General features: G+C 63.7%; 11 protein-coding genes. 8 read left to right on the top strand and 3 right to left on the bottom strand.

The window, feature by feature from the left end:
* Positions 1-182: 182 nt before the first annotated feature.
* From PH586_RS09975 to PH586_RS09960, 4 genes are all read left to right on the top strand, one after another.
* Complete coding sequence (locus PH586_RS09975) at positions 183-902, top strand: class I SAM-dependent methyltransferase (protein WP_271347615.1); 720 nt, start codon at positions 183-185, stop codon at positions 900-902.
* Between the two features lie 621 nt (positions 903-1,523).
* Entirely contained in the window at positions 1,524-2,795 is a 1,272-nt protein-coding gene (locus tag PH586_RS09970) for an MFS transporter (RefSeq protein ID WP_271347614.1), read from the top strand.
* A gap of 118 nt (positions 2,796-2,913) precedes the next feature.
* Positions 2,914-5,055, top strand: coding sequence for an adenosylcobalamin-dependent ribonucleoside-diphosphate reductase (locus tag PH586_RS09965; RefSeq protein WP_271347613.1), 2,142 nt, complete (start codon positions 2,914-2,916; stop codon positions 5,053-5,055).
* A 24-nt stretch (positions 5,056-5,079) separates the two neighbouring features.
* A complete protein-coding gene (locus tag PH586_RS09960) occupies positions 5,080-5,766 on the top strand; it encodes a TSCPD domain-containing protein (protein WP_271347612.1) in 687 nt (228 codons plus the stop codon).
* Between the two features lie 30 nt (positions 5,767-5,796).
* On the opposite strand, the gene PH586_RS09955 is transcribed toward PH586_RS09960, so the two are convergent.
* Together PH586_RS09955 and PH586_RS09950 are read right to left on the bottom strand one after the other, a co-directional pair.
* Positions 5,797-6,747 carry a homoserine kinase gene (locus tag PH586_RS09955; RefSeq protein ID WP_271347611.1) on the bottom strand — a complete coding sequence of 317 codons (951 nt, stop codon included), beginning with the start codon at positions 6,745-6,747 and terminating at the stop codon, positions 5,797-5,799.
* Between the two features lie 15 nt (positions 6,748-6,762).
* Positions 6,763-7,047, bottom strand: coding sequence for a DUF2782 domain-containing protein (locus PH586_RS09950; protein ID WP_271347610.1), 285 nt, complete (start codon positions 7,045-7,047; stop codon positions 6,763-6,765).
* Between the two features lie 74 nt (positions 7,048-7,121).
* Between PH586_RS09950 and polA the strand changes: the two genes are divergently transcribed.
* The gene (polA, locus tag PH586_RS09945; RefSeq protein ID WP_271347609.1) at positions 7,122-9,935 is read left to right on the top strand and encodes a DNA polymerase I; all 2,814 of its coding nucleotides are present in this window, start codon (positions 7,122-7,124) and stop codon (positions 9,933-9,935) included.
* Between the two features lie 316 nt (positions 9,936-10,251).
* Here polA and yihA read toward each other — a convergent pair whose 3' ends face one another.
* Complete coding sequence (gene yihA / locus PH586_RS09940; RefSeq protein WP_271347608.1) at positions 10,252-10,914, bottom strand: ribosome biogenesis GTP-binding protein YihA/YsxC; 663 nt, start codon at positions 10,912-10,914, stop codon at positions 10,252-10,254.
* 248 nt (positions 10,915-11,162) lie between these two features.
* Here yihA and PH586_RS09935 point away from each other — a divergent pair, with 248 nt between their 5' ends.
* The 3 genes from PH586_RS09935 (at position 11,163) to PH586_RS09925 (ending at position 12,895) form a co-directional block, all read left to right on the top strand.
* Positions 11,163-11,453: a c-type cytochrome gene (locus tag PH586_RS09935; protein WP_271347607.1), complete on the top strand. Its 291-nt coding sequence runs from the start codon at positions 11,163-11,165 to the stop codon at positions 11,451-11,453.
* Between the two features lie 46 nt (positions 11,454-11,499).
* A complete protein-coding gene (locus tag PH586_RS09930; RefSeq protein ID WP_271347606.1) occupies positions 11,500-12,105 on the top strand; it encodes a c-type cytochrome in 606 nt (201 codons plus the stop codon).
* Positions 12,106-12,268: 163 nt separating this feature from the next.
* A complete protein-coding gene (locus PH586_RS09925) occupies positions 12,269-12,895 on the top strand; it encodes a thiol:disulfide interchange protein DsbA/DsbL (protein ID WP_271347605.1) in 627 nt (208 codons plus the stop codon).
* Positions 12,896-12,912: the final 17 nt, after the last annotated feature.

Genomic DNA, 12,912 nt, shown 5'->3' with positions numbered 1-12,912 from the left:
CAGAAGTGATTGGCGCGCGGCTCATTCGCGCCTGCAACCCCGGGGCATTGCGTGGCTCAGGCTGCCTCGATCCAGCACCAGGGAGCAGCACTCTCGTAGGCTGGTTGGTATATCCCATGCCTGTACTGGCCTATAGTCAGGCGCTTATCAGCGCCACCGCTGGTTCACCAGGGAAGGCCCGCATGCTGACCATTGAACGCATCTATCCCAAGCAACTCGACCCGAACAATGTCGACGACCAGAACACCCTGCGCATCCATCTGCAGCGCTATCGTTTCGCCGCTGCCTGCCTGAGCGGCGAGCGCATCCTCGACATGGCCTGTGGTTGCGGCTACGGCACCGCCTTGCTGGCCGAACTGCACCCGGACAAGATGCTCGTGGGGGTGGACATCGACCCGGCCGCCATCGCCTATGCCGAGGAGCACTACCGCCTGCCCAACCTCAGCTACCGCTGCGCCGATGCCCAGAGCTTCAGCGCCGAGCAGCCTTTCGACAGCATCGTCAGCCTGGAAACCATCGAGCACCTGCCGAACCCGCAGCAACTGGTCGCCAACTATGCCGCGCTGCTGGCCGAGCATGGCCAGGTGATCGCCTCGGTGCCCATCACCCCGACCCTGGACGGCAACCCGCACCACCTGCATGACTTCAGCAAGGCCTCGTTTTTCGCCCTGTTTCGCGCCCATGGCCTGCGCCCGGATCAGCAGTTCGAGCAGATTCAGTGGTGGCAATTCAAGGGCCTGTTCGTCAAGCGCCAAATCAAGCAGCACCGCTCCGAAGGGGTGGGCAACGCCGTGCTGCAGTACTACCGCAAGCACCCCCTCTACCTGCTGCTGCGCCTGCGCTCGATGCTGCGCTACGGCTTCAGCAATCGCTACCTGACCTGCAATTTCAGGGCGCCCTGAAGGCGCGGCAGTTGTTGGGTGGGAGTGGCCGGCGGTTAAGCGCGGCCAGTCCTGTGCGCAGAGCGCTCCTTGGCCAGGGCGCGAGCACTGTGGCTTGGCTAAGCCCTTGCAGCAGCATTCAAGCCGCTCGCAGTAGAAATTGCTCTGGGCAATGACCAGCAGCCTGACCAGGCACTGTAGTCCATTGCGGCTTCGCCTCCACCGCAGAGCCACGCATGCGGTGTAACCCTCCCTGGTTCAGCTACATCGTTGATGAGCGTTTTCCGCCGATGGCTGATGCGTGAACGGGGCTAGTTGCAAGCCTGCTTGAATCCGGCCAGGGGAGCTCCTAGGCTTTGAGTGTCCGGTTTCCGCTGTGCACGGGGGCGCCGTCGGCCGAGATCAACGTTCACCACGGGGTGTGATACCCGAGCCTGTTTCCCATCCAGATCGCTATAGCGTTCCAAGCTTTATCAGGTATGCCTTCGGCAAGCTCCCGGCCCGTTCCCATTTATATGAGGGCTGCATGATGATCAACGTACCTACGGATTTCGAGCATCAACGGGTAGTCATCGTGCGGCAAGGGCGGCGCCGGGAACCGCAATGGGCCGCAGTCCTCGATGCTGGTCTGGCGGAGGCAATATGAAGTCGCTTTCGAGCACGGGTTTTTCGCTGTTCGGTGCAGCGCTGGTCGCGATCAGTTACGGACTCGCGCGCTTCGCGTTCGGGCTGTTCGTGCCCCCTATACGCGCCGAGCTGGAACTAACGCCCTACGTGATTGGCATCATCGGCGCGCTGCCGCTCATCAGTTTCTTGCTGGCCACGCTGGTCGCGCCATTGGCCGCCGATCGCCTCGGTGCCCGCAACACGGCGGTGCTGTCCGGTGTTTTCGGCGTCGGCGGTCTAGCGCTGATCAGCCAGGCCTCTGCCGCCCTGTCGCTTGGCGTCGGCGTGTTCGCCTGCGGCATCTGCACCGGCCTGATGATGCCGGCGCTGACGGCCGCCATGCAGGCGCTGGTGAAACGCTCGCTGCACGGACGCGTCAGCGCGGTCATGAACGCGGGCACCAGCATTGGCGTAATCGTTGCCGTACCGGCGGTACTGTTCCTGGCCGGCGCCTGGCGTTTCGCCTACCTGTCCTTTGCCGTCCTGGCGGGTATCGGGGTGGTTGCCGCGTGGTACTTCATCCCCTCGGTATCGCGGGTCACGCCAGCGAACGCCGCGCCACCGCCTCCGATCAGCGCCCTGCAGTGGTCGCGTCTGTTCAGGCTCTCGCTGTTCGCATTCGTGATGGGCTTCGTCTCCTCCGCGTACTGGATCTTCGCGCCCGATCTGGTGGTCACCCACGGCGGCCTGCCGCCCGGCGCAACCGGGGGGCTGTGGCTAGCGGTTGGCATCGCCGGCCTCGGCGGCGCCGTGGTGGCCGACCTGGCCGATCGCAACAATCCGCCCATTACGCAGGCTCTGATGCTGACGATGTTGTCCGCGAGCCTGGCATTGCTCGCTGCCAGCCCCGGTCAGCTGGTGCTCGCGACATTTTCCGCGCTGGTTTTCGGCCTGGCCTATATGAGTCTGACCGGGCTCTATCTGATGACCGGCATCCGTCTGTTGCCAGGCCGACTGTCGATGGGGCCGGTGCTGCCATTCATGGCTGTCTCAATCGGGCAGGCGACCGGCTCGCCTGTCGTCGGCGTGCTGGTGAGTGAATTCGGCTACGCCGATGCGTTTGCCATGTTCTCCGCGATCGGCATCCTGGCAGCGGTCTTGTCGCCACTCTACCCGCGCTACATTGAGCATGAGCCCGAGGAGGAGGCCGAGGACGATACCGGCCTGCAGGCGGCGTTCGATCACCAGCTCCTGGGCGAGGATGGCGAACCACTAAAACCCATCATGGAAGAAGCTATAAACCCGTAGCCGAGCCTTCCCCCTCCAGCCATACCCCCACGATAACCGGCCGGCGCTACGCGTGGCGTGCCTGCTAAGGTGAAAGGCAGGGTGTGCTTTTATCACCTCGGCGGCAGGAGGGCGGTTGATGGCCAAGCGCGCGGGTGGCAGTTCGGCAGCGGCTCGGGGGATTGCCCTGCAGGCGGCGGCGCTGGATATCTGGGCGCAGAAGTACTGCCTGCGCGACCATGACGGTACGCCGCTGGATGCCGATGTCGATGGCACCTGGCAGCGCATCGCCCGGGCCCTGGCCGAGGTGGAGGCGCCGTCGCTGCGCGAGCATTGGTATGCACAGTTCCTCTGGGCGCTGCGCAATGGTGCGATTCCGGCTGGCCGGATCGTCGCCAATGCCGGCGCCGAGGCCCACAAGCCGGCCACCTCGACCATCAATTGCACGGTCTCTGCGACCATCGCCGATTCCATGGAGGACATCCTCGGCAAGCTGGTCGAGGCCGGGCTGACGCTCAAGGCCGGCTGCGGCATCGGCTACGAGTTCTCTACCCTGCGCCCGCGCGGCGCCCTGGTCTCCGGCGCCGGGGCGCAGACCAGCGGGCCGCTGTCGTTCATGGATATCTTCGACAAGATGTGTTTCACCATCAGCTCGGCCGGCGGTCGCCGGGGTGCGCAGATGGCCACCTTCGATATCGCCCACCCGGATGTGCGCGCGTTCATCGACGCCAAGCGCGAGGACGGGCGCCTGCGCCAGTTCAACCTGAGCCTGCTGGTCGGCGACGACTTCATGCAGGCGGTGGAGACCGACGCCGACTGGCCGCTGCTGTTCCCGGTGCATGCCAAGGAGCGCGCCGCGCTGGATCTCGATGACCCGGCCCGGGTGCGCTGGCGCGACTGGCCGTTGCACGACGGCTACTGCGTGCGCGAGGACGGCCTGGTGGCCTGCAAGGTCTATGGCACGCTGCGCGCCCGTGACCTGTGGGACGCGCTGATGGCGACCACCTACGACTATGGCGAGCCGGGCTTCATCCTGATCGACCGGGTCAACCAGCAGAACAACAACTGGTGGTGCGAGGACATCCGCGCGAGCAATCCCTGCGGCGAGCAGCCCCTGCCGCCCTATGGCGCCTGCCTGCTCGGTTCGCTCAACCTGACCGCCTTCGTCGAAGCGCCGTTCGCCGCCGACGCGCGCTTCGATTGGGACAGGTTTCGCCGCGTGGTGCGCATCTTCACCCGCCTGCTGGACAACGTGGTGGAGATCAACGGCCTGCCGCTGGCGGAGCAGCGCGCCGAGATCTTCGCCAAGCGTCGCCATGGCCTGGGTTTTCTCGGCCTGGGTTCGGCGCTGGTGCTGCTCAAGCTGCGCTATGGCAGCCCGCAGGCCTGCGCGTTCACCGAGCAGGTGGCGCGCGAAATAGCCCTGACCGGCTGGCAGGTGGGCCTGGAGCTGGCCGAGGAAAAAGGCCCGGCACCGCTGCTGGCCGAGCAGTTCGAGGTGACCGCGGCGATGCTACGCCGGCGCCCGGAGATGCTCGCCGACGGCCATAAGGTCGGCGATCGTCTGCCGGGCCGGGTGCTGCATGCCAAGTATTCGCGCTACATGCAACGCCTGGCCGAGCAGGCGCCGCAGTTGGTGGCGGCGCTGGCCGAGCGTGGCGCGCGCTTCACCCATCACAGCTCCATCGCGCCCACCGGCACCATCAGCCTGAGCCTGGCCAACAACGCCTCCAACGGTATCGAGCCGAGCTTCGCCCAGTGCTATTCGCGTAACCTGATTCGCGCCGGGCGCAAGGCCAAGGACCGGGTCGAGGTGCTCAGCTACGAGCTGCTGGCCTACCGCGCGCTGGTCAACCCGCATGCCCGGCCCGGCGCGGACGACCCGGCCGAGCAGCTGCCGGACTATTTCGTCAGCAGCGAGGACATCAGCCCCACCGAGCATGTCGACATGCAGGCCGCGGCGCAGCCGTGGGTCGACTCGTCGATCTCCAAGACCGCCAACGTGCCCGCCGATTATCCCTTCGCGGCGTTCAAGGATATTTACCGGTATGCCTGGCGCCAGGGCCTCAAGGGCTGCACCACCTTTCGCTTCAACCCGGTGGCGTTCCAGGGCGTACTGGTCAAGGAGGCGGACCTGGCGCGCACCCGTTATCGCTTCGAGCTGGAGGACGGCAGCCTGGTGGAGTTGGCGGGCAACGAGGAAGTCGAGTACGACGGCGAGGTGCACAGCGCCGCCAACCTGTTCGACGCCCTGAAGGAAGGCTATTACGGCAAGTATTGAGCGCCCGGCGCGCAGGAGACATCCATGGCGGTGAAGATCGAGCAGCGCATCACCGGTTTCCAGGTGATCGACGAAGTCGAGGCGATGCAGCGCGCGGCCGCCGCCGAAACGTCAGCGCCGGTGCAGATGGACGAAACCCTGCAGCGCCCGGAGAGCCTGTTCGGCGTCACCTACAAGATCAAGTCGCCGCTGTTCGAGCATGCGCTCTACGTCACCATCAACGACATCCTGCTCAACGCCGGTACGCCCCACGAGCAGCGCCGGCCGTTCGAGATTTTCATCAACTCCAAGGGCATGGAGCATTTCCAGTGGATAGTGGCGCTGACCCGGATCATGTCGGCGGTGTTCCGCAAGGGCGGCGACTGCACCTTCCTGGTCGAGGAGTTGAAGGCGGTGTTCGATCCGCGCGGCGGTTACCTCAAGCGCGGTGGCGTCTACATGCCGTCGCTGGTGGCCGAAATCGGCGCGGTGCTGGAGCGCCACCTGATCGCCATCGGCCTGCTCGAGGGGCACGAACTGGATGAAGGGCAGCGCCGGCTGCTGGCAGAGAAGTGGGCGGTCTACCAGGCCAGCCAGGATGCCAGCGCGGTGGAGCCGGGCGAGGGCTTCCCGCCCGGCGCGCTACTGTGCAGCAAGTGCCAGACCCAGGCGGTGGTGCACCTGGAGGGCTGCGCCACCTGCCTCAACTGCGGGTATTCCAGGTGCGGCTGAGCCGCCCCGGGGGGCGGCGCAAGTGCCGGACTAGAGGGCGAAGGGCAGCGCCACCTCGACCTGCTGGCGCTGCAGCAGGCGGTGCTGGAACTCGCCCGGATCATGGATCAGCACTTCCTGGCCGGCAAAGGAGTCGGCGGCGATCAGCCGCGACAGCCAGAAGCGCACGCAGGCGATGCGCAGCATGGCCGGCCATAGCTCGGCCTCGGCCGGGGTGAAGGGGCGCAGGGTGGCATAGGCGCCGAGCAGGGCCTGGGCGCGGTGCGGATCGAGACTGCCATCGGCATCCGAACACCAGTCATTCAGGGCGATTGCCAGGTCGTAGAGCATCGGGCCGGCGCAGGCGTTATAGAAGTCGATCACCCCAGCCAGGTGATTACCATCGAACAACACGTTGTCGCGGAACAGGTCGGCGTGCAGGTTGGCCCGCGGCAGGGCGAGGATGCGAGGCTTGAGCGCGTGGATTTCCGCCAGGGCATCGCGCAGCAACGGCAATTGCGCCTCCGGCAGTTTCAGCGCCAGGCTGGGCCCCTCTTCGAGCATCCAGTCCAGGCCGCGATCGCTCTTGCGTTCCAGCACATGGGCGCGGGTGGCCAGGTGAATGTGCGCCAGCAGGCTGCCGACTTCCTGGCAGTGGTGCGGGTTGGCCACGGTAACGTGCTTGCCCGGCAGGCGCGGCTGCAACAGCGCCGGCTTCTCCGCCAGGCAGCGCAGTGCTTCACCGCTCTCGGTGCGCAGGGCATAGGGCACCGGCAGGCCGGCCTCGTGCAGGACATCGAGCAGTTCGATAAAGAACGGCAGGTCGGCGCTGGGGCCGCGCTCGATCAGGGTCAGGACGAACTCGCCCTGCTCCAGGCTGACGAAGAAGTTGCTGTTCTCGCTGCCCGCGGCAATGCCCTGGAAATCGCGCAGGCGACCCAGGCCATAAGGCGCGAGAAAGGCTTCCAGCTCGTGACGCTCTAGGGGGGTGAATACCGACATATCAGAACCGCCGACTTACCATTTGAAGATTTCCCAGGACGGAATCAGCATGTCCGGCGAGTCCGAGCGGACGAAGTTGCCGTCACTGCCGTCGGCGCGCACCAGGAAGTAGGGCTTGCCGGTCTTGGGGGTGATTTTGATTGCATAGAGGAAGCCATTGACCCGGTATTCCTCAACGGTGCGGTCGCCTTCCTGGCGGATGGTTACATCCGGCTCGGCCGAGGGGGCATCATCGGCAAATGCCGCAAGCGGAGTGACTGCCAACAGGCTGGCCAGCAACAAGAGATTGAGTGTGCGCATGGTAACCTTGTCCCTTTGTTTTCAATGGTGCGGTCATTCTAACGCCGCCCCCGCCGAAAAGGTTGATCCTGCTCATGAGCCAAGCTCCTCTCGTCCTGGTCGACGGTTCTTCGTACCTGTACCGCGCCTTCCATGCCCTGCCGCCGCTGACCACCTCCAAGGGCTTGCCCACCGGTGCGGTGAAAGGCGTGCTGAACATGCTCAAGAGCCTGCGCAGGCAGTACCCCGACAGCCCCTTCGCCGTAGTCTTCGATGCCAAGGGCGGCACTTTCCGCGATGCGCTGTTCGCCGAGTACAAGGCCAACCGGCCGTCGATGCCCGATGATCTGCGCGTGCAGGTCGAGCCATTGCACGCCAGCGTCAGGGCGCTGGGCTTCCCGCTGCTCTGTGTCGATGACGTCGAAGCCGATGACGTGATCGGTACCCTGGCCCGCCAATGCGCCGGCGAAGGCCGCGACGTGGTGATTTCCACCGGCGACAAGGACATGGCCCAGCTGGTCTGCCCGCACGTTACGCTGGTCAACACCATGACCGGTAGCGTCTATGACATCGATGGCGTGAAAGCGAAATTCGGCGTCGGTCCTGAGCTGATCATCGATTACCTGGCCCTGATGGGCGACAAGGTCGACAACATTCCGGGAGTGCCGGGGGTTGGCGAGAAAACCGCCCAAGGCCTGCTGGTCGGCATCGGTGGCGGTCTCGACGTGATCTACGCCAACCTCGACAAGGTGGCCGGGCTGCCGATTCGCGGGGCCAAGACCCTGGCGGCCAAGCTCACCGAGCACCGTGACATGGCCTACCTGTCCTACCAGCTGGCGACCATCAAGCTGGACGTACCCCTGAACCTGGAAGTCGACGCGCTGCACCCCGGCGCCGCCGATGTACCCGCGTTGCTCGAGTTGTACGAGGAGCTGGAGTTCAAGAGCTGGCGCGATGAGTTATTGCGCCAGAACAAGGGGCAGGTTGCCAAAAGCGCCAAGGTCGCCAGCGCCGCGCCGGCGGCCGATGAGCTGTTCAGCCTGACCGCTAGCGCGGTGCCGCAAGCCGAACCGGCCGTGGTTATCCCGGCCTCGCCTGGCTACCAGACGATACTCGAACAGGCGCAGTTCGAGCGCTGGCTGGGCAAGCTTAAAGGCGCCGAGCTGATCGCCTTCGACACTGAAACCACCGGCCTCGATGCACAGAAGGCGCAGCTTGTGGGCCTGTCGTTTGCGGTCACGGCCGGCGAGGCGGCCTATATTCCGCTGGCCCACTCCTATATGGGCGTGCCGGCGCAGCTCGACCGCGATCAGGTGCTGGCCGCGCTCAAGCCGATTCTCGAAGACCCGCACAAGGCCAAGGTCGGCCAGCACGCCAAGTACGACATCAATATCCTCGCCAATGCCTCGACGCCGATCGAGGTGCAGGGCGTGGCCTTCGACACCATGCTCGAGTCCTATGTGCTCGACTCCACGGCCACCCGCCATGACATGGACAGCCTGGCGCAGAAATACCTAGACCACAGCACCATTCGTTTCGAGGACATCGCCGGCAAGGGCGCCAAGCAGCTGACCTTCGACCAGATCGCTCTGGAGCTGGCCGGGCCTTATGCGGCAGAAGACGCCGATGTGACCCTGCGCCTGCACCAGTGCCTGTGGGCCAAGCTCGAAGCCGAACCGGGCCTGGCCAAGGTTCTGCGCGAGATCGAGATGCCGCTGGTGCCGGTGCTGGCACGGATCGAGCGCCAGGGTGCGCTGGTCGACGCCAAGCTGCTCGGCGAACAGAGCGTCGAGCTGGGCGACAAGTTGGTGGCGCTGGAGCGTCAGGCCTTCGACATCGCCGGTGAGGAATTCAACCTGTCATCACCCAAGCAGCTCGGGGTGATTCTCTACGAGAAACTCGGCCTGCCGGTCATCAGCAAAACCGCCAAGGGCCAGGCATCGACCGCCGAGGCGGTGCTCGCCGAACTGGCCGAACAGGACTATGAGCTGCCCAAGGTGCTGATGCAGTACCGCAGCCTGAGCAAGCTCAAGAGCACCTACACCGACCGTCTGCCGGAGCAGATCAACCCGCGCACCGGGCGCATCCATACCTCATATCACCAGGCCGTGGCGGCCACCGGGCGCTTGTCGTCCTCGGACCCGAACCTGCAGAACATTCCGATCCGCAGCGCCGAGGGCCGGCGCATTCGCCAGGCGTTCATTGCGCCCAAGGGTTACAAGTTGCTGGCGGCGGACTACTCGCAGATCGAGCTGCGCATCATGGCCCATCTGGCCCGGGACGAAGGGCTGCTGGATGCCTTCCGCCATGACCTCGACGTGCACAAGGCCACCGCCGCCGAAGTGTTCGGCGTTAGCCTGGACGAGGTGAGCACGGACCAGCGGCGCAGCGCCAAGGCGATCAACTTCGGCCTGATCTACGGCATGAGCGCCTTCGGTCTGGCCAAGCAGATCGGCGTCGATCGCAAGCAGGCGCAAGCCTATATCGACGTCTATTTCGCCCGTTATCCCGGCGTGCTCGCCTACATGGAGCGCACCCGCGCACAGGCCGCCGAGCAGGGCTATGTCGAGACCCTGTTCGGCCGTCGTCTGTACCTGCCGGAGATCCGCTCGGGTAACCCGGGCCTGCGCAAGGGCGCCGAACGCACCGCGATCAACGCGCCGATGCAGGGCACCGCTGCGGATATCATCAAGCGCGCCATGATCGCGGTGGACAACTGGCTGAGCGAGTCAGGCCTGGATGCCAAGGTGATCCTGCAGGTGCACGACGAACTGGTGCTGGAGGTGCGCGAAGACCTGATCGAGCAGGTGCGCGAGCAGATCAAGCAGCTGATGAGCGGCGCGGCCGAACTGGCTGTGCCGTTGCTGGTGGAGGTGGGCGTGGGCAATAACTGGGACGAGGCGCACTGATCCGGCGGCTGGCCGGTGCGAACCCGCCTGCGTTTGGGGGGCGCTGGCGGGGGGTGTTAACTTCTAAAACCGTCAGGTATTAAGCGTCAGATTTTTATGATCAATAGATTCTAAGAAGTGGCTGAACTTTGCGTTTGTACCCGTAGTCAGAAGCTTTGAATGGCCCAGAAAGCCTTTCAATGCTCCTTGTTGTGTTAAGTGTTGGCAGATATCTGAACCCCGCCCTAGCGGTTCAGACCTTTAAACCCCGAGCTTCTCTCTCCCCATATGAGGCTCGGGGATTTTTTTGTCCGCAGCAAAGTACCCGGCGGCCGACTCAGGCTTCGGTTTGCGGCTCGTTCTGCTCTTCATCAATGGCGAACTCACCCAATTGCAGCCATTCGGCCAGCACCGCCTGGGCGTCTTCGATCCCGATACGCTTGGGTGCGGAAAACAACTGAATGCTCACCCGGTCGCCCCAGCGCTGGCGGATGTCCTGCTGCACCTTGAGCAGCGTGGTCTTGGCCGCGCCGAAAGCCAGCTTGTCGGCCTTGGTCAGCAGAATGTGCATGGGCATCTCGCTGGCTGTCGACCAATCCAGCATCAAGATGTCGAACTCGGTCAGCGGCTTGCGGATATCCATCATCAACATCAGCCCGCGCAGGCACTCGCGGCTGCCCAGATAAGCCTCCAGGTGCTTTTGCCAGTGCAGCTTCAGCGGGATCGGGACCTTGGCGTAGCCATAACCGGGCAGGTCGACCAGGCGCCGCTCATCGTCCAGGCGGAAGAAGTTCAGCAGCTGGGTGCGCCCCGGGGTTTTCGAGGTGCGCGCCAGGCTGGCGTGGGTCAGGGTGTTCAGCGCGCTGGATTTGCCGGCGTTGGAGCGGCCGGCAAAGGCCACTTCGTAGCCCAGGTCGTCTGGACACTGGTCGACCTTGGCGGCGCTGATCTGGAAGGTGGCTTGTTGGCACAGGCCGATAATGGGGTTCTTAGCTTGCATCAGGGTATCCGGTGAGGGCGGGCATAATGGAAATTTCAGGCGCGCAGCCCTTGCGACATTTGCGCACATCCTGCCGGGCGCTACGCGGCGCGGCAAGCGGTGTCGTTTCCGTTTCAGTGGTGCCAGTATATAATGCCGCAGATTTTGTGTGCGCTTTGTCCCGTACGCTGGATGATTATTGCGGGGACGAATTAGACCTTGGTGTCCATAGAGGGCGGTGCGTTGCCTTCCCTGATGAGGCTGATCTGATGAATAAAATGCTGCTTGCCGCTGCTGTGTTGGTGTTTTCCTACAACAGCCAGGCTGCCCAGGATCCACAAACGGTGTTCAACCGCGCTTGCGGGGCATGCCACAATGGGCAACTGCCAATGGCACCGAAAAAAGGCGACAAAGCCGCCTGGGAGCCACGTTTGGCTAAAGGCATGGATACGCTGGTCAGCAGCGTCACCAATGGTTTTAATGCAATGCCGCCGCGTGGTCTGTGCATGGACTGCACCGCCGAGGATTACCAAGCCGTCATACAGTGGATGACCGAGTAAATCCGGCCCATAACTCTTTCTCTCTTAGCCGTAGTTGGATTAGCTGATGAACAAAATACTCGTGAGTCTGCTGTTGACCCTAAGCATCACAGGTTTGGCCCAGGCCGCCGGTGATGCTGCCGCAGGTCAGGGCAAAGTTGTCGTATGTGGCGCTTGCCACGGTGCCGATGGCAACAGTGCTGCACCGAACTTCCCGAAGTTGGCTGGTCAAGGCGAGCGCTACCTGCTCAAGCAGCTTAACGACATCAAGGCCGGCAATCGCCAGGTCGTGGAAATGACCGGTCTGCTGAATAACCTCAGCGATCAGGATCTGGCCGATATCGCCGCCTACTATTCCAGCCAGTCGATGAGTGTTGGCGCAGCCGACCCGAAACTGGTCGCTCGCGGCGGAGAGCTGTTCCGTGGTGGCAAGTTGAACGAAGGCATGCCCGCCTGCACCGGTTGCCACTCGCCCAACGGCGCTGGCCTCGATGCGGCAGGCTTCCCGCAAATCGGTGGTCAGCATGCGGCCTATGTGGCCAAGCAGCTGACCGATTTCCGTGAAGGCAATCGCACCAACGACGGTGACGGCATGATCATGCGCAGCATCGCCGCCAAGCTGAGCAACAAGGATATCGAAGCGGTATCCAGCTTCATCCAGGGCCTGCACTGAGCCTTGCCGCGCGGGACGTAAGAACCTGCAACGAAAAGGGTGGCCGCGGCCACCCTTTTTCGTTTGTCAGCCCGCTACAATGGTGGGAACCTGCCCTGCGGCACAGGGTCTGAATAGCGACTCGTCGTTGCGCGACGCCTAACATTCAAGCAAGGAGTACCTCATGCGTAAACTGATCCTCGGCGCTGCCCTGGCCATCAGCAGCCTGTTCGCGCTGACTGTTCAGGCCGAACCCGAAGCCGGCAAGAACTATGTCGAGCTCACCAGCGCTGTGCCGATATCCAAGCCCGGGCAGATCGAGGTGGTTGAACTGTTCTGGTACGGCTGTGGCCATTGCTATCAGTTCGAGTCGAGCATCAACCCGTGGATCGAGCAGTTGCCGGGCGACGTCAATTTTGTCCGCATTCCGGCCTTGTTCGGTGGCCTGTGGAATGTGCATGGCCAAGGTTTCATCACCCTGGAGGCGATGAAGGTGGAGTCCAAGGTGCATACGGCCATCTTTGACGCTATTCACAAGCAAGGCAAGAAGCTGGCAACGGCAGAAGAAATGGCCGAATACCTCGCCACCCAGGGGGTCGACAAGGACACCTTCCTCAAGACTTACAATTCCTTCGGCGTGAAGAGCCAGATGGAAAAGGCCAAGAAACTGGCCATGGCCTACCAGATCAGCGGTGTGCCGGTGATGGTCGTCAACGGCAAGTACCGTTTCGACATCGGCATGGCCGGGGGTGCCAAGCAGGCTCTGCAGGTGGCCGATTACCTGATCGACAAAGAGCGCGCCGCGCAGTAGGCGGCCGCCACGAGCGT

Origin of the sequence: Pseudomonas aestuarii, from assembly GCF_027988105.1 — a bacterium.
GTDB classification, from domain to species: domain Bacteria; phylum Pseudomonadota; class Gammaproteobacteria; order Pseudomonadales; family Pseudomonadaceae; genus Aquipseudomonas; species Aquipseudomonas aestuarii.
The sequence above is the reverse complement of the archived record's forward strand: the minus strand, read 5'-3'. Positions and strand labels throughout refer to the sequence as shown.